Annotated in this window: 15 protein-coding genes; 9 read left to right on the top strand and 6 right to left on the bottom strand. The window is 67.4% G+C overall.

The window, feature by feature from the left end:
* Positions 1–268: 268 nt before the first annotated feature.
* Complete coding sequence (locus E1263_RS25680; RefSeq protein WP_420323391.1) at positions 269–1,483, top strand: IS30 family transposase; 1,215 nt, start codon at positions 269–271, stop codon at positions 1,481–1,483.
* A gap of 70 nt (positions 1,484–1,553) precedes the next feature.
* On the opposite strand, the gene E1263_RS25685 is transcribed toward E1263_RS25680, so the two are convergent.
* Positions 1,554–2,510, bottom strand: a complete 957-nt coding sequence (locus tag E1263_RS25685) for a GlxA family transcriptional regulator (protein WP_132171748.1) — start codon at positions 2,508–2,510, stop codon at positions 1,554–1,556.
* A gap of 82 nt (positions 2,511–2,592) precedes the next feature.
* Between E1263_RS25685 and E1263_RS25690 the strand changes: the two genes are divergently transcribed.
* The 3 genes from E1263_RS25690 (at position 2,593) to E1263_RS25700 (ending at position 4,735) form a co-directional block, all read left to right on the top strand.
* Positions 2,593–2,841 (top strand): hypothetical protein, encoded by a 249-nt coding sequence (locus E1263_RS25690; protein ID WP_132171750.1) that lies wholly within the window; start codon positions 2,593–2,595, stop codon positions 2,839–2,841.
* 84 nt (positions 2,842–2,925) lie between these two features.
* Entirely contained in the window at positions 2,926–3,873 is a 948-nt protein-coding gene (locus tag E1263_RS25695; protein ID WP_132171752.1) for a DUF6528 family protein, read from the top strand.
* A gap of 40 nt (positions 3,874–3,913) precedes the next feature.
* Positions 3,914–4,735 carry a class I SAM-dependent methyltransferase gene (locus E1263_RS25700; RefSeq protein WP_132171754.1) on the top strand — a complete coding sequence of 274 codons (822 nt, stop codon included), beginning with the start codon at positions 3,914–3,916 and terminating at the stop codon, positions 4,733–4,735.
* Here E1263_RS25700 and E1263_RS42840 read toward each other — a convergent pair.
* Positions 4,732–4,875 (bottom strand): hypothetical protein, encoded by a 144-nt coding sequence (locus tag E1263_RS42840; protein ID WP_165956745.1) that lies wholly within the window; start codon positions 4,873–4,875, stop codon positions 4,732–4,734. The two genes, E1263_RS25700 and E1263_RS42840, sit on opposite strands and share 4 nt — an antisense overlap.
* 104 nt (positions 4,876–4,979) lie before the next feature.
* On the opposite strand from E1263_RS42840, the gene E1263_RS25705 reads away from it, so the two are divergent.
* Complete coding sequence (locus E1263_RS25705) at positions 4,980–5,837, top strand: Fpg/Nei family DNA glycosylase (RefSeq protein WP_132171756.1); 858 nt, start codon at positions 4,980–4,982, stop codon at positions 5,835–5,837.
* An 82-nt stretch (positions 5,838–5,919) separates the two neighbouring features.
* Positions 5,920–6,984, top strand: a complete 1,065-nt coding sequence (locus E1263_RS43790; RefSeq protein ID WP_132171758.1) for a glycoside hydrolase family 75 protein — start codon at positions 5,920–5,922, stop codon at positions 6,982–6,984.
* Between the two features lie 55 nt (positions 6,985–7,039).
* On the opposite strand, the gene E1263_RS25715 is transcribed toward E1263_RS43790, so the two are convergent.
* Positions 7,040–7,987 (bottom strand): trypsin-like serine peptidase, encoded by a 948-nt coding sequence (locus E1263_RS25715; protein ID WP_132171760.1) that lies wholly within the window; start codon positions 7,985–7,987, stop codon positions 7,040–7,042.
* A gap of 198 nt (positions 7,988–8,185) precedes the next feature.
* Here E1263_RS25715 and E1263_RS25720 point away from each other — a divergent pair, with 198 nt between their 5' ends.
* The 3 genes from E1263_RS25720 (at position 8,186) to E1263_RS25730 (ending at position 12,932) form a co-directional block, all read left to right on the top strand.
* Positions 8,186–8,509: a rhodanese-like domain-containing protein gene (locus E1263_RS25720; protein ID WP_132171762.1), complete on the top strand. Its 324-nt coding sequence runs from the start codon at positions 8,186–8,188 to the stop codon at positions 8,507–8,509.
* Between the two features lie 84 nt (positions 8,510–8,593).
* Positions 8,594–11,893, top strand: a complete 3,300-nt coding sequence (locus E1263_RS25725; RefSeq protein ID WP_132171764.1) for a phosphodiester glycosidase family protein — start codon at positions 8,594–8,596, stop codon at positions 11,891–11,893.
* A 112-nt stretch (positions 11,894–12,005) separates the two neighbouring features.
* Positions 12,006–12,932, top strand: coding sequence for a S66 peptidase family protein (locus E1263_RS25730; RefSeq protein ID WP_132171766.1), 927 nt, complete (start codon positions 12,006–12,008; stop codon positions 12,930–12,932).
* Here E1263_RS25730 and E1263_RS25735 read toward each other — a convergent pair.
* From E1263_RS25735 to E1263_RS25745, 3 genes are all read right to left on the bottom strand, one after another.
* Complete coding sequence (locus E1263_RS25735; protein WP_202869051.1) at positions 12,895–14,688, bottom strand: S9 family peptidase; 1,794 nt, start codon at positions 14,686–14,688, stop codon at positions 12,895–12,897. The two genes, E1263_RS25730 and E1263_RS25735, sit on opposite strands and share 38 nt — an antisense overlap.
* 64 nt (positions 14,689–14,752) lie before the next feature.
* Entirely contained in the window at positions 14,753–16,531 is a 1,779-nt protein-coding gene (locus E1263_RS25740) for an ABC transporter ATP-binding protein (RefSeq protein WP_132171768.1), read from the bottom strand.
* Positions 16,528–18,291, bottom strand: a complete 1,764-nt coding sequence (locus E1263_RS25745) for an ABC transporter transmembrane domain-containing protein (protein WP_132171770.1) — start codon at positions 18,289–18,291, stop codon at positions 16,528–16,530. Before E1263_RS25745 ends, E1263_RS25740 begins: the two co-directional genes overlap by 4 nt.
* Positions 18,292–18,403: the final 112 nt, after the last annotated feature.

The following is an 18,403-nucleotide window of genomic DNA, read 5'->3' on the forward strand; positions in this document are numbered from 1 at the left end:
AACCGCCTCGTCGGCATCCTCCACGGCTGCCTCAAAACCAGCACCCCCTACAACGAAGAAACCGCCTGGCAACACCACACCGAACCACTCGCAGCTTGACACCCTTAGCTCCTGGGATGTCTGTCCCGGCCCACCGTTTCTTGTTCAAGCCCCCAACTGTTGGCCCGGTCACGCCTGGCCAGCCGCTCCGGCCGCCACTACGCGTGAGTTTTTCGGCGGCGGGTTCTAGGGGTGGTTGCAACACCGGCTTGTTGAAAGGGGTGTTGTGGTGGGTGTTCGGAGGGGTCGTCCGCGGTTGCCGGTGGAGCTGGAGTACCGGTTTTGGCGTGGGGTGCGTGCGGGGGTGGGGGTGAAGGAGGCCGCGGTAGCGGCTGGTGTGTCGGCCGATAAGGGTCGTCAGTGGTTCAGCGATCGTGGTGGGGTGATGCCGAAGGCGCAGGCTGGTGGGCAGGGGCGGTACTTGTGTTTGGCCGAGCGGGAAGAGATCGCCGTGCTGTATGCCGGCGGCATGAGCCGGCGCAAGATCGCCGAACGGCTAGGGCGGGATCCGTCCACGATCAGCCGGGAACTGAAACGGATCCCGCAGAGAACCGACGATGGTCATCACCGCCCGTATCGGGCGTCGTTGGCCCAGGCGGACGCGGACGTGAAAGCGCGCCGGCCGAAGGAGGCGAAACTGGCAACGCACCTGGCTCTGCGCCGCGTGGTCCAGGCCCGGTTGAAGGAGAATCACAGTCCTGAGCAGATCGCGGCCCGGCTGCGTGAGGATTTCCCCGACGATCCGGAGATGTGGGTGTCACCCGAAACCATCTACCAATCGCTGTATGTCCAAGGACGCGGCGCGCTGAAACGTGAGCTGGTCAAGCACCTACGCACCGGCCGGGGGCTGCGCAAACCACGCCGGACCGAGGGTGAACGACGCGGCCGGATCCCGGACATGGTCAACATCTCCGAGCGCCCCAAAGAAGTCGAAGACCGCGCCGTTCCCGGCGACTGGGAAGGCGACCTGATCCTCGGATCGGCCGAGTCCGGATCCGCGATCGGCACCCTGGTCGAGCGGGCCACCGGATTCGTTCTCCTGCTCCACCTGCGCGACAACCACACCGCCGCCACCGTCGCCGACGCAATGACCCGCAAAATGACCGAACTACCTCAACACCTGCGCCGCACCCTGACCTGGGATCAAGGCCGCGAGATGGCCGGCCACGCCCGGATCGCCGAGGCCACCGGCCTGGACATCTACTTCTGCGACCCGCACTCACCCTGGCAGCGCGGCACCAACGAAAACACCAACGGCCTCCTGCGCCAGTACTTCCCCAAAGGCACCGACCTATCCCGCTGGGGACCCGGCTACCTCGACAAAGTCGCCACCGAACTCAACAACCGGCCCCGCAAACGCCTCAACTGGCGCACCCCCACCGAGGCCCTCGACAAACTACTATCCGACCAAGCAAATCCACCCGGCGTTGCAACCACCGCCTGAATCCGCCCCCGTGATACTTCCACGATCCTAGTGGGAGGCCCCCGGGTCGTTGCAAATCGTGTGCGTCACGTCACGCTGTGGTACGGAATGTGCGCCGGTAGTCCTGCGGCGGTACGCCGACGACGCGGCGGAAGTGGTGCCGCAGCAGTGCCGCGGTCCCGAATCCGGACTCCGAGGCGATCTGCTCGATCCCCATCCGGGTCTGCTCAAGCAGTGTCCGGGCGCGCAGTACGCGCTGGGTGGTGACCCACTTGAGCGGTGTGGTCCCGGTCTCGGCGACGAAGCGCCGGGCGAAGGTGCGCTCGGACATCTGCGCCTGGCGGGCCAGTGCGGGCACGGTGTGCTCGACCGTGAGGTTCTCGACCATCCAGTCCAGCACCGGCTGCAGGCTCTCGCCGGACTGCTCGGGGACCGGCACCTCGACGTACTGGCGCTGGCCGCCGTCGCGCTGCGGCGGGACGACCATGCGGCGCGCGATGCGGGTCGCCACTGCGCTACCGAGCTCGCGGCGGACCAGGTGGAGGCAGGCGTCGATTCCGGCCGCCGTGCCGGCGCTGGTGATGATGTTGCCGTCGTCGACGAACAGCACGTCCGCATCCAGCTTGGCCAGCGGGAACTGCTCCTCGAACTGCTGCGCGTAGCGCCAGTGCGTGGTGCATGGCCGGCCATCCAGCAGCCCAGCAGCGCCCAGCACGAAGGCGCCCGAGCAGACGGTCAGCAGGATCGCCCCGCGCGCCTCGGCCCTCCGTAGTGCCTCAAGCGTGCGCTCGTCGTACGCATGCCGCCAGGTGGTCGCCGGCACCGCGATCAGGTCGGCGTCCTCCATTTCCTCCAGCCCGTACGGCGCGATGACGGCCGAGTGACTACTACTGGTGGACATGGGTACGCCCGGCTCAGCCGCGCAGACCTTGAACTCGAACGGCGGCACCCCGTCGTCGGTCCGGTCGATCCCGAACACCTCGGAGACCACGCCGAACTCGAACAGGGACACGTCCTCCAGCAGTACGACGGCGATCTTCCGCAGCATGCAGCCAGTATGGCAGGAAGTTGATGGAGTATGTCAAAAGTGCCAATTGTGGCGGGATCTAGTTGGTAGCAAGATTACTGCCATGAACGGAATCGTGGTGATCGCAGTACTCGTACTGGCCCTGATTGCGGCCCTCGAGGTCAGCCACCGTCGGCACACCGCCGATCTGGACGGCTCGACCGGCGACCGTGACGTGGCCCGAACCAAGCTGGACCTGCTCGCCCTCGGCGGCTCGGCCAAGCCCTTCACCGGAAAGCCCACCGCAACCCCGGCCGCCGTACGGCGGATTCATGTGGCTCGTCTCAGCCACCCCGGTCGTCACGCCGCGTGACTTTGGTCTACTCGTGAACCAACAGTCGGGTTTGCTGATCTAAGGACCTCAAGATCACGCTCTCGACTGTGAGGAGACACTGTGATGCAGCGCAGGACGTTCCTGCAAGGGCTGGCGGCGGCAGCGGTAGCCGCGCCGGCGGCAACACTTCTGGGGCAGCAGGACGCGGTGGCGGCCACGGACTATTACGTGGCCACCACCGAGCAGACCAAGAACAAGGTGCTGGTTTTCCCTAAGAGCAAAGCGTTCACCGACGCGAACGTGCACTGGAGTTTCACTCCGGGTGGCGGCGCCTGGGCGAACCTGAGTGATGTGAAGATCCGCGCCACCGAGGCGCAGGGCTGGATCGCCTTGGTGGCCGCGTCCGGCGGCAAGGCAGGCATCGTCGACATCGGTAGCGAGAAGCACACCGAAGGCAACGACCTGAAGTGGAGCGCGACACCGGGTGGCAACCCGCATGCGATCGAGCGGGTGCCGGGGAACGGCTCGGTCGTAGTGGCGAGCTCCGACGGCAAACTCACGCTGTACGCGCCGACCAGCGTCGGCAACCTGGCCAGCCTGAAGCAGGTGCAGACGGTCGACTACGCCGGCGCGCACGGAGTGCTGTGGGACCCGACCTTCAAGCTGCTCTGGGTGGTCGGCAAGAACCGCTTCAGCCACTACGCGGTCATGGGCAGCGGCCGGAACACCCGGCTCAAGTACGCCGCCCACTTCAGCCTCGGCAGCGGGAACCTCGGGCACGACCTGCAGCCCGACTACACCAACAAGAACAAGATGCTGATCACAGCGACCAAGGGCGTCTACGAACTTCTCACCGACGGCGGGACGTTCCGTAGCCGGCAGATCTCCTCGGAGCGGAGTGTGAAGTCGTACGTGAAGCACTCCTCGGGCGAGGTCGTGTCGATCCGCGGCGACGGCACCCAGCCGCGCGACTGGGCCAACAAGACGGTCCGCTTCTCCCAGTCGGCGGATCGCTCGCGGTCGGGCGCGCAGTTCTACAAGGCGCGCATCTGGACCACTGCCGTCGAATAAACCGATCGAACCCACCGCCCGGTTGTGCCACAGTCGGGCGGTGACCGACTACCGCGAGATCAACCGAGCCAGCTGGGACGAACGCGTCGCGGCCCACGTGGCTTCACCGAGCTACCACGTGGCCGACTTCGCCACAGACTCGTCGTACCTGAGTGAGGTTGTTCGCTTCGACCTGCCGCGGCTCGGGGACATCTCCGGGCTGCGCGGGGTGCACCTGCAGTGCCACATCGGTACGGACACGCTGTCGCTGGCCCGGCTCGGGGCGCGGATGAGCGGGCTGGACTTCTCGCCGCCCGCGGTCGAGGCCGCGCAGGCGCTGGCGGACGAGCTGGGGCTGGAGGCCGACTTCCATGTGGCCGACGTGTACGACGCGGTCGAGGTGCTCGGGGCGTCGTCGTACGACCTCGTCTACACCGGGATCGGCGCGTTGTGCTGGATCCCGGACATCGACCGCTGGGCGCAGGTCGTGGCCGGCCTGTTGAAGCCCGGCGGGCGGCTCTTCATCCGCGAAGGGCACCCGATGTTGTGGGCGCTGGAGTCCGTCAATCGCGAGGTGGCGTTGAAGTACCCGTACTTCGAGACGGCCGAAGCGACGGTCTTCGAGGAGGGTGGCACCTACGTCGAGACCGACGTGGAGTTCACCCAGAACACCACGCACGACTGGAATCACGGGCTCGGCGAGACCATCACCGCCGTACAGAAGGCGGGGCTGGTGTTCGATTCACTCGCCGAGCACGACAGCGCGCCCTGGTGTGGGCTGGACGGTCTGATGACCGTGGATGGTGCCGGTGAGTGGCGACTCACCGACAACCCCGAGCGGCTGGCAGCGACCTACACGTTGCAGGCGCACAAGCCTGTCTAGTGCGTGCGGCGCTGCTGGATCTTCTGGAACGCCTGCTTGATCTTCTGCTGGTTCGCCGGCTTGCTCAGCTCACGCTGTGCAACCTGAACCACCTTCGCGACGACCGCGCCTTTCAGCAAGTTCTTCACCAAGCCTCCCATGGGGGCCTCCTTCGTTGACTTGTCCTTGACACTATCGGCCCGCACAACCTGTCTCCTATGGGTGATAACCCGAAACTGTCCCTGGTATCGGGCACACTGTTGCTGTGCCTGAGTTGCCGGAGGTCGAGTCGCTGGCGGTTTTCCTGCGGGAGCGTGCCGTCGGGCGGGCGTTCGTGCGCGCTGACATCACCGCGATCAGCGCGCTGAAGACCTATGACCCGCCGGTGTCGGCGCTGGTCGGTCTGCTGATCGACGACGTCCAGCGGCATGGGAAGTTCCTCGACTTCTCCGCTCAGGGTGTGCACCTGATCATCCACCTCGCCCGGGCGGGCTGGCTGCGTTGGCGTGACGAGCAGTCGACCACGCTGGTCCGGCCCGGCAAGGGCCCGATCGCGTTGCGGACGGCGTTCGACGACGGGTCCGGGTTCGACCTGACCGAGGCCGGCACCCAGAAGAAACTCGCTGTGTACGTCGTTCGTGATCCCGCCGAGGTCCCGGGGATCGCGCGGCTCGGGCCCGAGCCGTTCTCGCTGTCCATCGAGGACTTCAGCGCGATCCTCAAGAAGGCCGGGCGCGTGCAGATGAAGGGTGTGCTGCGTAATCAGTCGGTGATCGCGGGGATCGGCAATGCCTACTCCGACGAGATCCTGCACGTCGCGAAGATGAGCCCGTTCAAACCGGCCTCCAATCTGACCGACGACGAGCTGACCACGCTGTACGGCGCCATGCGCGAAACGCTGCAGGATGCGGTCGACCGGTCCGCCGGCCTCGCCGTACAGGACCTGAAGTCGGAGAAGAAGTCCGGCCTGCGGGTGCATGGGCGGACGGGCCAGAAATGTCCGGTCTGCGGCGACATCGTGCGCGAGGTGAGCTTCGCCGACTCTTCCTTGCAGTATTGCGCGACCTGTCAGACCGGCGGTAAACCATTGGCCGACCGCCGCCTGTCGAAGTTCCTCAAATAGTTCCGGAACCTCTGGGCCCTTGACAGTAGGAATGCGCGTTCCGACAGTTAGGAAAGTTTCTTAACTATCGGAGGTGTGCTCGATGCGTATCCGCCCCCTCGCATTCGCCCTCGCAGTGATCGGCAGTGCGTTGCTGATTCCCACGATCGCGACCACGGCCACGGCAGCAACCACGTCGTACGAGGCTGAAAATGCAGCCCGGACCCAAGGCGTGGTGGAGTCCAACCACAACGGATTCACCGGCTCCGGGTTCGTCAACTACGACAATGTGACCGGCTCTTCGGTCACCTTCACAGTCAACGTCGGTGCCGGCGGCAATGCCTCGCTGGTCTTCCGCTTCGCCAACGGGACCACGGTGAACCGCCCGATGTCGATCGCGGTCGACGGGACAACCGTCAGTACGCCGCAGTTCGCCGGCACCGGCGCGTGGACGACCTGGAACACCAGCACGGTCAACGCGACCCTGTCCGCGGGTTCGCACACCATCAAGGCAACGGCAACCACCGCGAACGGCGGCCCGAATCTCGACTCCCTCACAGTCTCCGACTCCGGTGGCGGCGGTGGCGCGCCGACTGCGGCCGAACTGCTCGCCAAGGTCACCGGCTGCAGCCAGATCTCCAACGGCCTCTACAAGACCGACACCGAGTTGAGCCCGACCGTCCCGGTCTGCGGCAAGAATGGCGCTGTCTTCTGGAAGGCCGACCTCGACATCGACTGCGACGGCCTGCGCACCACGCAATGCAACGAGCAGACCGACCCCTGGTTCCAGCCGGACACCGCCTTCCACACCTCGACGAACCAGCCGCTGAACGCAGCCCAGCTCCCGTACGTCGTCGTACCGAGCCCGAGCGGCACGTGGAACTACCAGAACTTCCAGATCGCCGGTGGCGGTGTGGTCGCGGTCATCTACAACAACCAGGTCAAGTACGCCGTCGTCGGCGACACCGGCCCGACCGACATCATCGGCGAGGCGTCGTACGCCTCAGCCGTTGCCCTAGGCATCAACCCGAACCCGGCCAACGGCGGCACCGACGGCCCGGTCACCTACATCGTCTTCAAGAACTCGACCATCAACCCGATCGAAAACCAGACCCTCGCCACCTCCCGCGGCCAAGAACTCGCCCGCACCTTTATCAACAGCAACTGAGACATGACAGCGGCCCTCGACCGGATATCCCGGGCGAGGGCCGCTGTGCGTCGTACTAGGTGGTCATCAGGTCGAACATTGTCTTCACGTCACCGGAGTTCGGGGTCGCGAGCAAGGTCGGCGTGCCGCTGGTGGTGCGGCGCGAGGTCTCCGCGAAGACGTAGCCCAGGTTGGCGTTGATGCGGTCCTTCATCCAGGGGCCGCCGCTGGCGCCGCCGTTCATGGTGCAGGGCAGGGCGGCGTCGGTGGAGCCCCACGCGTAGGTGTTGCCATCGCAGTAGTACGGGACCTGGCCGTTGTACGGCGGCTCGGCCGGCCAGCCCCAGATGCGGGTGTTGCTCTGGGCGCGACCGTTGCCCCAGACGAGGCCGTTACCGCCGACTGCGTCGACGACGTTGACGTTGTTGCGCTTCTGGAGCGTGATGAACGCCTGGTCGTGGCTGAAGTCGCTGCTGTTGATCCACGAGTTGAACGTCCGGACGTTGCTCCAGTTGTAGGAGCCGTAGCCGGATTCGCCGTTGTAGTAGGCCGGCGCGAACCGGAAGTTCGCGTGCCAGGCGCCACCGGAACCACCGTGCACACAGTGTCCGGCCGTGACGATCAGGTTCTTGTAGTTGTTGTTGATCGTCGCTGCCGAGCAGACGTAGTTGGCGCCGTTCTTGGTGAAGAACAGCTTGCCCGCGGTGCTCGGGACCGGGTCAGCCATCGTGCTGCGGCCCTTCGGGGCGACCGGGTGCGAAGCAACACCGCTGGTGTTGTTCACGACCTTGCCGACGGTTCCCTTGGCGTCCGGCGCCAAGTCGTACGGGATGGCCTTGGCCATCTTCTCGGCGGTCCAGTAGTTGTCCGCCGTCTTGCTGAGCGGCGGTGCCTGGATCGCGCTGGTCGCGGCCTCGGCGGCCGGCGTGGATGGCGGTGCAGCGACCGCGGTGGCCACCGCACCACCGCTGATCAGAACACCGGCGATCAGTAGCCGGGCGAATCTGGGCATGGGATTACGCATGGACGACTCCTCTATCGGGGCGGATTAGAGTCCGACCGGTCACTGTGGACGACTGACCGATCACGCCCAGTAGACGGTAAGCGTTCTCACAATTCAACGGCTGGAATGTGAACCATTGTCAGGGCGGCAGATTGCCTACGTCGTCAGTTGATCAAACCGGGTCGGCACCAGGTCGCCGGGTCTGACATCATCGGGGGCATGTCCCAGAATCAGCAGATCCCTTCGGTCGTGGTGGCCGAGCTCGACGACGCGCTGCTCGCAGAGGCCTTCGTGCTGGACGTGCGCGAGCCCGACGAATGGGCCCGCGGACACATCGAGGGCGCCATCCACATTCCGCTCGGTGACCTGCAGGATCGGGTCGGCGAGGTGCCGAACGACCAGAAGATCCTCTGCGTCTGCGCCGTCGGCGGCCGCTCCGGTATGGCCACCCAGTTCCTGAACTCGGTCGGTCGCGACGCGATCAACCTCGACGGCGGTATGCACGCCTGGGAGAGCCAGGGCAAGCCGGTCAGCACCGACTGATCACCTGACGTTCGAGAAGAAAAGCTTCCGCTTGGGTGCCGGTGACGTTACTTTGTCACCGGCATCTAGTCAGTGGAGGCTCCCGTGCCGCTCGTCCGACCCACCTGTACGGCGCTCTCTGTCGGCGCTCTGCTCGCCGGTTTCGCCCTAGCCCCCGCCCATGCCGCTGATCCAGGGTTGGCCGGCGACGGCCTGGTGACGAGTCGCGCGGACTCTCCAGTCGCGCCCGGCGTCACGTACACGGCGTTCGAGCGGCTCGATCCCAAAGGCTGGCTGCGGGGCGACCTGCTGACGACCGATCTCGACAAGCACGGGGTGACGGTTGACTACGTCAGTACCGGGAAGGTCTCTGGCGGCTCACCGCTGAGTCAGCAGCTCGCCCGGAAGGGCGCGATCGCCGGCGTCAACGGCGACTTCTTCGACATCAACGACACCACCGCGCCCCTCGGCGTCGGTGTTGAGCAGGGCGGGCGACTCATCAACGCCCCGGCCGCCGGTCATAACGACACCGCGGTCATCGGCAAGAACGGCCTCGGCCGGATCGCGCAGCTCTTCCTGCAAGGCACCGCGACCGACGACGACGCCACCAAGCTCGCGCTCACCAATCTCAATTCCCCGTCCGTCGACTCCGGCGGCATCGGCCTCTACACCCCCGAGTGGGGTGACGTCGCCCGGATCCGAACCGTCGACGGGCTCCCGACTGTCCGGGAGGTGATCCTGCGCGACGGCGTCGTCGTCTCCTCCGCAGCAACCCCCGGTACGACGGTCCTGGCGGCCAACGAGCAGGCGCTCATCGGCCGCGAAGCCGGTGCCGACGCGCTCACCGCCTTCGAGGTCGGCGACAAAGTCTCGGTCGACTACGGATTGCGCCCCGACGCGTCCCAGGTCGCGGTCGGCATCAGCGGAAATGTGCAACTCGCGAGGGATGGCGCCGTACCGGCCGGCGTACCGGATGCCGACCTCGCACCGCGCACGGCGATCGGATTCGACGCCGACGGCAGCCGAATGATCCTGCTGACCGTCGACGGCCGAGCAACCGGTTCGCGTGGGTTGTCGCTCAAGGAAATGGGCCAGCTGATGATCGGCCTCGGTGCCGACGACGCGCTCAACCTCGACGGCGGCGGATCCTCAACCATGCTCGCCCGCACCCCGGGCGATGCTGCGCCCGGCGTGGTCAACGACCCCTCCGACGGCGGCGAGCGAGTGGTGCCGAACGGCCTCGGCCTAGTCCCGGTCAAGGGCTCCGGCAAGCTCAAAGGCTTCCGCATCGAATCCACCGGTACGGCGGCCGCTGACGCCGATGCGGACCTGTCTCGCAGCTCCCGAGTGCTCACCGGGCTGAGCCGCGTGCTCACCGCGACCGGTCACGACGAAACCTTCGCGCCCGCAACCGGTACGCCGTACTGGTTCGGGGGCAGCAACATCCGCGTTGATCAGCATGGCGTGGTCACCGGCCGGCGAGCTGGCGACGCGGTGGTCAGCGCAGTGCGGGGGACGGCGAACGGGAGGTTCCCGATGACGGTTCTGGGCGCGCCGATCCGGTTGGCGCCGTCGAGCCGGCAGGTATCGCTGGCCGACTCCGCGGCCAAGGGCTTCTTCGAGGTCGACGGTTACGATGCGGATGGTTTCGCGACCTGGATCGAGCCGCGAGACGTCAAGCTGAGCTACGATCCGGCAGTCCTGAAGGTCGTTGCCAAGGGCAATGGTTTCGAAGTCAATGCACTGAGCAACGAAGCAGTGTCAGCCGTCGTGACGGCCACCGTCGGCAAACTCACCACGCAGCTCAGCGTCACGGCCGGCCTGGCCAGCACAGTCGTGGATGAGCTCGACGACGTGAGTAAGTGGGCAGCAAACGCCGTACCGGCTGGTGCGGCCACGGCGTCGCGATCCGCAGCCGAAGGTCACGACGGCGGCCAGGCGATCGCGCTCGACTACTCGCTCACCGGCAGTACGGCGACCCGAGCGGCGTACCTGGCGCAGACCCCGCAGCAGACGCTGCCCGGGCAGCCGCAGAAGCTCGGCGTCTGGGTCTACGGCGACGGCAAGGGCGCGTGGTTGCGCGCCAACGCGTACGACGGGGCCGGCGGTTCGGCGCAGACGGTGAACCTGGCCGCGGCGGTGGATTGGGTCGGTTGGAAGTACGTCGAGGCCAGCATCCCGGCCGGTTTGACCATGCCGCTGCGGTTCTGGCGGATCTATGTCGTGGAGACGGTCCCGACCCGGCAGTACTCCGGACGGATCATCATCGACGACCTGACGATTCGCAGCGCGCCGCCGGTGAACCTCGCGCCCCCGGCCAAGGTCGTCGACCCGATGGTCGTCACCGACGGGACCGTCACGGGTGGCGGGCGCTGGCGGTTCGCGGTGATGTCGGACGCGCAGTTCACCGCCGACGACCCGAACTCCGACTACGTGAAGCAGGCCCGGCGGACGATCCGCGAGGCGCTCGCGCAGCACCCGGACTTCCTGATCATCAACGGCGACTTCGTCGACCGCGCGTTCGGCCCGGACATCGCGCTGGCCAAGCGGATCCTCGATGAAGAGGTCGCCGGCAAGGTCCCGGTGCACTACGTGCCGGGTAACCACGAGAGCTACGGGCCGGGCGACCTGTCCGAGTGGACCAAGGTCTTCGGGGCGCCGACCAGCACGTTCGACCACAAGGGCACCCGCTTCGTACTGCGTGACTCGTCGCTGGGTTCCTTGCGGGCCGGCGGATTCGCGCAGATCCTCGACCTCCGTGCCCAGTTGGACGACGCCACCCGCAACAAGTCGATCCGCAACGTCGTCGTGCTGGCCCACCACCCGATCGACGACCCGTCCCCGACCCAGAACTCCCAGCTCGTCGACCGCAAGGAAGCCGCGCTGGTCGTGAAGTGGCTGGCCGACTTCCGCGCCAAGACAGGCAAGGGCGCCGCCTACATGGCCGCTCACGCCGGCACCTTCGCCGCGACCCGCACTGACGGCGTGCTGCTCCCGCTCACCGGCAACTCCGGCAAGAGCCCCGCCGCCGCGCCAGATGCCGGCGGCTTCACCGGCTGGGCGCTAGTAGGCATCGGCCGCGAACCCAGCTGGCTCCAGCTGGAGCTGCGCCCGCACGTGGACACCCTGGAGCTCTCGGCCCCCAGCACCCTCCGCGTCGGCGCTACGGCGCCTGCCTCCGCCACCGTCGTTCAAGACGGCCGCAGAGTCCCCGTCACCTTCCCCGTCTCCGCCGAGTGGCAAGGCTCGGTTCACATCGGCCCCGCCGCCACTGCCCCCTTCTGGTCAGTAGCGTCGTACGACCCAGCCACCGGCCAACTCACCGCCCTCCGCCCGGGCACAGCCCGCCTCACCGTCACCGTCAACGGCACCTCCCAATCCGCCGACCTCAAGGTCACCCGGTGATCCCCATTTCGTGGGCTGACCCATCGCGTGGTGGGTGGGCTAGCTGCATGCGGTGGGTACACCCACAATCCGGTGGGTGGGCCTATCAAATGGGGCGGGATAGGGTCGGCGGGTGACGAGCGTGGTGGTGCCGGAGCGGCTGCGGAGTGGGGACCGGATTGCGGTGGTGGCGCCGTCTGGCCGGGTGCAGGGGGAGCGGCTTGACGTCGCTCTTGAGTACCTGAAGGAGTGGGGGCTCGAGGTTGAGGTGATGCCGTCGGTGCTGGCTGGGCATGAGCGGTTCGCCTACCTGGCTGCTGAGGACAAGGCGCGGGCCGCTGACCTCCGGGACGCGTGGCTGGACGACAGGTTCGCTGCGGTGTTCTGTGCACGCGGCGGGTACGGCGTACAGCGGATGCTTGAGCTGGTCGACTTCGACGAGCTGGTCGCCGTACCGAAGTGGTTCGTGGGTTTCAGCGACATCACTGCACTGCACGAGCCGCTGAACGCCCGCGGCCTGGTGACGGTCCACGGGCCGATGGCAGCGGCTGTTGAGCAGCTGGGGGTGGAGGAGGGGCGCACGCGTCTGCATGACCTGCTCTTCGAGCCAGCCAGTGTCACGGACCTGTTCGCACCGCGGGGCGCCCGCACACTCGTCGATGGGGTCGCCGAGGGCGTGCTGCGCGGCGGCAACCTCGCACTGCTTGCGACAAGCATCGGTACGCCGACCTACGCGGCACCGGCCGGAGTCGTCGTACTAGAGGACGTGAGCGAGCAGGGGTATCGCATCGACCGGATGCTCACTCAGCTGCTGCGGTCCGGGTGGTTCGACCGGGTGACTGGGATCGTCGTCGGGGACTTCAGCGAGTCCGACGACCAGGGGCTCGCGGCAGACGTCGTACTGGAGCGTCTTGAGCCGCTAGGCCTGCCGATGGTGGCGGGTGCCGCGATCGGGCACGAGGACCTCAACCTCGCCGTACCGCTGGGGCTGCCGGTCCGGTTGGATGCGGCAGCCGCGACACTCACTCCACTGTGGCCAGGTGCTGCCGCAGGAAGCTGAGCGCCCGCGGGTACGCGTCCAGCTTGTTCTTCAGCTTGGCCAGACCATGGCCCTCGTCCGAGTACACGGCGAGCTCACACGGCACACCGCGCTGCTCCAGCGCCGCAGTGATCTGCTCCGCCTCGGACAGCGGGACGCGGGGGTCGTTGGCGCCGTGGATGACGAACAGCGGCGCCCTGATGTCGTCGACGCGGCTCAGCGGGCTCGCGCTCTCCAGGAACTCGCGGTCGGTCGCGAGGTAGCCGTACTCGCGCTCACGCGTCGCGCGCCGGTAGTCGGAGGTGTTCTCCAGGAAGGTCACCAGCGAGGCGATCCCGACGATGTCCACGCCGGCCGCCCACAGCTCTGGCTGGAAGGCGAGACCGGCCAGCACCATGTAGCCGCCGTACGAACCGCCCCACAGGACTGCGCGGCTCTGGTCGGCGCCGATGGTCGGGAGCCAGGCGTGGATCGCGGCCAGATCCTTCACCGAGTCCAGTCGGAGGGCGCGGTCGTCCAGCGAGTACCAGCGCTTGCCGTACGCCGCTGAGCCGCGCACGTTCGGCACGATCACCGTGTGGCCCTCGGCGGCCAGGGCCGCGATCATCGGCTGCCAGACGCGCATCGCCGCGCCCTCGGGTCCACCGTGGATGTGCAGCACGGTCGACCCTAGGTCGGGTCCGGTCGGCCGGTAGACGAAGACCGGCACCTGCTCACCGTCGAACGACGGCACCCGCAGGCTCTCCGGCAGCGTCAGCTTCGGCACCTCAGGCATCCCCGGAGCCGGTACGGCGACCACTTCGCCGGTGGCTGGGTCATAGCGATGCACCGTCGGCGGTGTGGTCGGGGAGTTGTAGGTGAGCGTGACGAACGACCCGTCCGGCGACCAGACCGGGTCGGGAGTCGTCATACTGAGCGCCGCGCAGCCGCCGGCCGGCAGGTCGAGGCGGTTGAGCTCTGAGCCGTCGGACAGCCGATGCGTCGCCAGTGACACCTCGCCGTCGTCGACAACGGCCACCAGCAGCCGCTCGCCGTCCGGCGACACCCAAGCGGCCAGGTCGCGCGCATCGTCCACCAGTACGTCGCTCCACACCGCCGTGCTCAATTCGTAGCGGCGCAGGGCCTTCCGGTCCCGGTCCGCGTCGGTCGACACCACGAAGGCGGAAGAGTCCGGCAGCCAGGACACCTGGCCCTGGTCGTTGTGTGCATCGGCCGGAGTGAGCTCGGTGACCGTCTGAGTAGCCGTCTCGACCAGCAGGAGCTGGAAAGAGTTCGCCGGGACGGTGGCCACCGTCAGCACGACCCACTGGTCGTCCGGCGACGGGCTGACGCCCATGACCCAGCCCCCGCCGTCGTACAGCACCGTGTCCGCGCCGGTGGCGAGGTCGCGGGCAACCAGGTCGAAGTCGACCCGGTTGCGGCGGTTGGTCGTGTAGAGCACCCGGCCGGGCTTGGCGGCGACCAGGTGATGGAGGTAGTCGAGGTCGTGCACGAGCGGGGTCAGCGTGGGCAGACCGGGCTCGTCGAGGTCGAGGAGCGAGAGCTGACCGCGCTCGTTCCCGCCGGTGTCGTGCTCGATGACCACCAGTCGGCTGTCCGGGACGAACCGGGCGCTGCGGCAGGTGTCAGCGAGCTCGGTCAGCGGGCGCCAATCACCGTCCGGCGTGATCTCGTTGACCTGCCGGACGCCGGTGCCGTCGTACAGGACGAGCACCCGGCCCTCGTCGTTCACGTCGAAAGCCATGGCAGTGGGCAGCGAGAGCAACGTCGTCAGCACACTTCATCCTCACATGGGGAGCGACCAAGTGGCAGCCGATCAGGCTGCCACTTGGTGCAACGGGTCAGCGTTCGCCGTGCCAGGAGTGCCACAGCGCGGCATAGGGGCCCTGGGCATCGACCAGCTCGTCATGTCCGCCCAGCTCCACAATCCTGCCGTCCTCGACCACCGCAATCACGTCCGCATCGTGTGCGGTGTGCAGGCGGTGCGCGATCGCCACCACGGTCCTGCCCTCCAGGACCCCGGCCAACGACCGCTCCAGGTGCCGAGCGGCCCGCGGGTCCATCAACGAGGTCGCCTCGTCGAGGACCAGCGTGTGCGGGTCGGCCAGCACCAGCCGGGCCAGCGCGACCTGCTGAGCCTGGGCCGGCGTCAGCGTGACGCCACCCGAGCCCACCTCGGTGTCGAGACCGTCGTCGAACCCAGCGACCCAGCCGTCGGCATCTACCGACCGCAGTGCCGCCCACAGGTCAGCGTCGGTCGCCTCTGTCCGAGCCAGCCGCAGGTTGTCGCGGACACTGCCGACGAACACGTGGTGCTCCTGGTTGACCAGGGCCACGTGACTGCGCACCTGCTCGGCCGACATCTTGTCGAGGGCCGCACCACCCAGGGTGATGTCACCGACCCGCGGCGAGTAGATCCCGGCCAGCAGCCTGCCCAGTGTGGACTTGCCGGCACCGGACGGGCCCACGAGCGCGACCCGGGCTCCGGGCGCGACAGTGAGCGTGACGCCGTGCAGCACGTCGCGTCCCTCGAGGTAGCCGAAGCGCACCTCGTCAGCCAGCACAGTCCGGCCATTCGGCTCGCGTCCCTCACCAGACTGCTCGGTCTCGACCTCGCGGACGCCAACCAGCCGGGCGAGCGACACCTGCGCCACCTGGAGTTCGTCGTACCAGCGGATCATCATGTTGACCGGCTCAATGAGCATCTGGATGTATAGCGCGCTCGTGGTGAGTGCGCCGACGGTCATCCAGCCCTGGAGGACGAAACCGCCACCGATCATCAGCACGGCGGCCAGTGCGACCGTGTGGGTCATGTTGATCACCGGGAACAGGATCATCCGCAGGTAGAGCGTGTACTTCTCCCAGGCGACCCACTGACCGATCCGGGTGTCACCCAGACCGATCCGGCGAGCGCCGAGCCGGTGCGACTCGACAGTCCGGCCGGCGTCCACGGTCTCCGCCAGCGCGGAGGCAACTGCGGCGTACCCGGCGGCCTCCGACCGGTAGGCCTGCGGTGCACGGCGGAAGTACCACCGGCCGCCGATGATCAGGATCGGTGCAGCGATCACCACCGCGAGCGCCAGCGGCGGTGCGGTGACAATCAGTGCGCCGATCAGTAGTGACGCCCACAGCACGGCGATCGTCAGCTGCGGCACGGCGTCTCGCATGGCGTGCGAGAGCCGGTCGATGTCGGTGGTGATCCGGGACAGCAGGTCACCGGTCCCGGCGCGCTCCAGCACACCAGGCGGCAGCCCGACGGCCCGGACCAGGAAGTCCTCGCGCAGATCCGCGAGCATCTCCTCACCGAGCACCGCACCACGCAGTCTGGTCATTCGGACGAACACCGTCTGCACCAGCAGGGCGATAGTGAAGCCCAGCACGACATACGGCAGGTCGACGTCCTTCTGACCTTCGGACAGCTTCTGGACCACGTTGCCGAGCAGCCAGGGCCCGACCATGCCGCTCAGCGCGGCCGCTGCGTTCACCACAGTCAGCCACCCGAACGCACGGCGGTGCCTGCGGAACAGCGTCTTCAGGTAGGCGCGAACAGTCGCGCTCCCTGCCACCGGCAGCCGGACCACTTCCTGTGGCGCTGCCGGGTCGTACAGAGGGGGCTTCACACCGACTCCTCAAGAGTTGGCTCTTGTTCACGGGTGACGACCGCGCGGTACCGCGGATTGGTGTGCACCAGTTCGTGGTGCGTGCCGACAGCGTCGACGCGCCCATCCGGCACGAACACCACCCGCTCCGCGCGGTCCAGCATCAGCGGGCTGGACGTGAACACCACAGTGGTCCGTCCGGCCCTTAAGAGGCGCAGTCCGTCAGCGATCCGGGCCTCGGTGTGCGCGTCGACCGCACTGGTCGGTTCGTCGAGCACGAGCACCTGCGGATCGACGTACAGGGATCTGGCCAGTGCAACGCGCTGCCGCTGCCCACCGGACAGCGAACGGCCGCGCTCGGTCAGCACTGCCTGCATCGCATCGGTTTCACCGGCAGGCAAGCTCTGACGCAGTACGTCGAGGATGTCCGCGCACTGCGCAGCCTCCAGTGCTGTCTCCGGAGAGACCGCACCACTGGACGGTACGTCGAACAGGTCGCGCACTGTGCCAGACAGCAGCACCGGGTCCTTGTCCTGCACCATGACGACCGTGCGCGCCGAATCCAGCGGCAGGTCATCCAGACCCACACCGCCCAGCTGCACCGACGCCTCATCCGGCTCGGCCGTCGGACTGTGTCCGCCCAGCCGGTCGGCCAGCAGACCGCCCGCATCCGGATCGCCGGACACCACTGCGGTGAAGGAACCAGCCGGCACCTGCAGACCGGAGACCGGGTCGAACAGATCGCCCTCAGGCAGCTGCGCCGCAGCCGTGCCCATGGTCTCGTCGGTGCGCTGCAGTGACAGCACCCGAGCAGCCCGCTTGGCCGACACCTTCGAGAAGATGAACGCGCTCGCGGTCTCCTCGAACGTGTGCAGCGGCACCATCAGGAAAGTAATGAACCCGTACGTCGTGACGAGCTCACCGACCGAGATCCGGCCGGACGACACCATCCGGACGCCCATCCAGACGATCAGCACCAGGAACAGACCGAACAGCAGAACCTGCAGTGCGGCGATCAGCGACCACATGCGAGCGCTACGGACTGCACTGGCGCGGTACTCCTGGGAGGCGGCGCGGTAGCGGTCCAGGAACAGCTGCTCACCGCCGATGCCGCGCAGCACGCGCAGACCGGCCACAGTGTCCGCGGCCAGCTCGGTGGCACGACCGCCCTTGGCCCGCTGGGCGTCGGCGCGACGCTCGGCCGGGCCCATCAGCGGCACGATCGAGAAGGCCAGCACCGGAACGGCGATGGCGACGACTAGACCGAGCTGCGGCTCGTAGAACAGTAGCCCGATCACCACGGCGAACGACGTCAGCAGGGCGGCGGCGAACCGGCCGAGCACCTCGACGAACCAGCCGATCTTCTCGACGTCGCCGCTGCTCACCGCCACCACTTCGCCGGCCGCGATCCGCCGCGTGAGCAACGAGCCCAGCTCCGACGCCTTGCGCATCAGCAGTTGCTGCAGACGCGACGCCGTACTGATCCAGTTGGAGACCACGGCACGGTGGAAGAACGAGTCCGCTCCGGCTTTGGCCGCACCGAAGGCAAGCAGGAGTGCACCGGCGAGGATCAGCCTCGACCCGGACTTGTCGATCACGGCCTGCACGGCCATGCCGACCGCGATCGGGGCCGCGGCGATCCCGCCGAAGAAGATCAAACCCCAGAAGATCGCGAGCGCTTGGCCGCGCAGCTGCTGGTGCTCGAGCCAGAGAATGAGTCGGAGTCCGGACCGGGTGTCTGGCACACCTGGGTCGGCAAACGGAAGGAGGCGCAAAGACATGACGTCTCACAAACAGGGACATAGAGGGGGTATGAAGGGCACCTGACCAGGCGAATACCTCAACCCTAGGCGGGCCCTCCGACAGCCCGTCAAACCCTTTTCCCACCCCTTG

Origin of the sequence: Kribbella antibiotica, from assembly GCF_004349055.1 — a bacterium.
Classification (GTDB): Bacteria; Actinomycetota; Actinomycetes; order Propionibacteriales; family Kribbellaceae; genus Kribbella; species Kribbella antibiotica.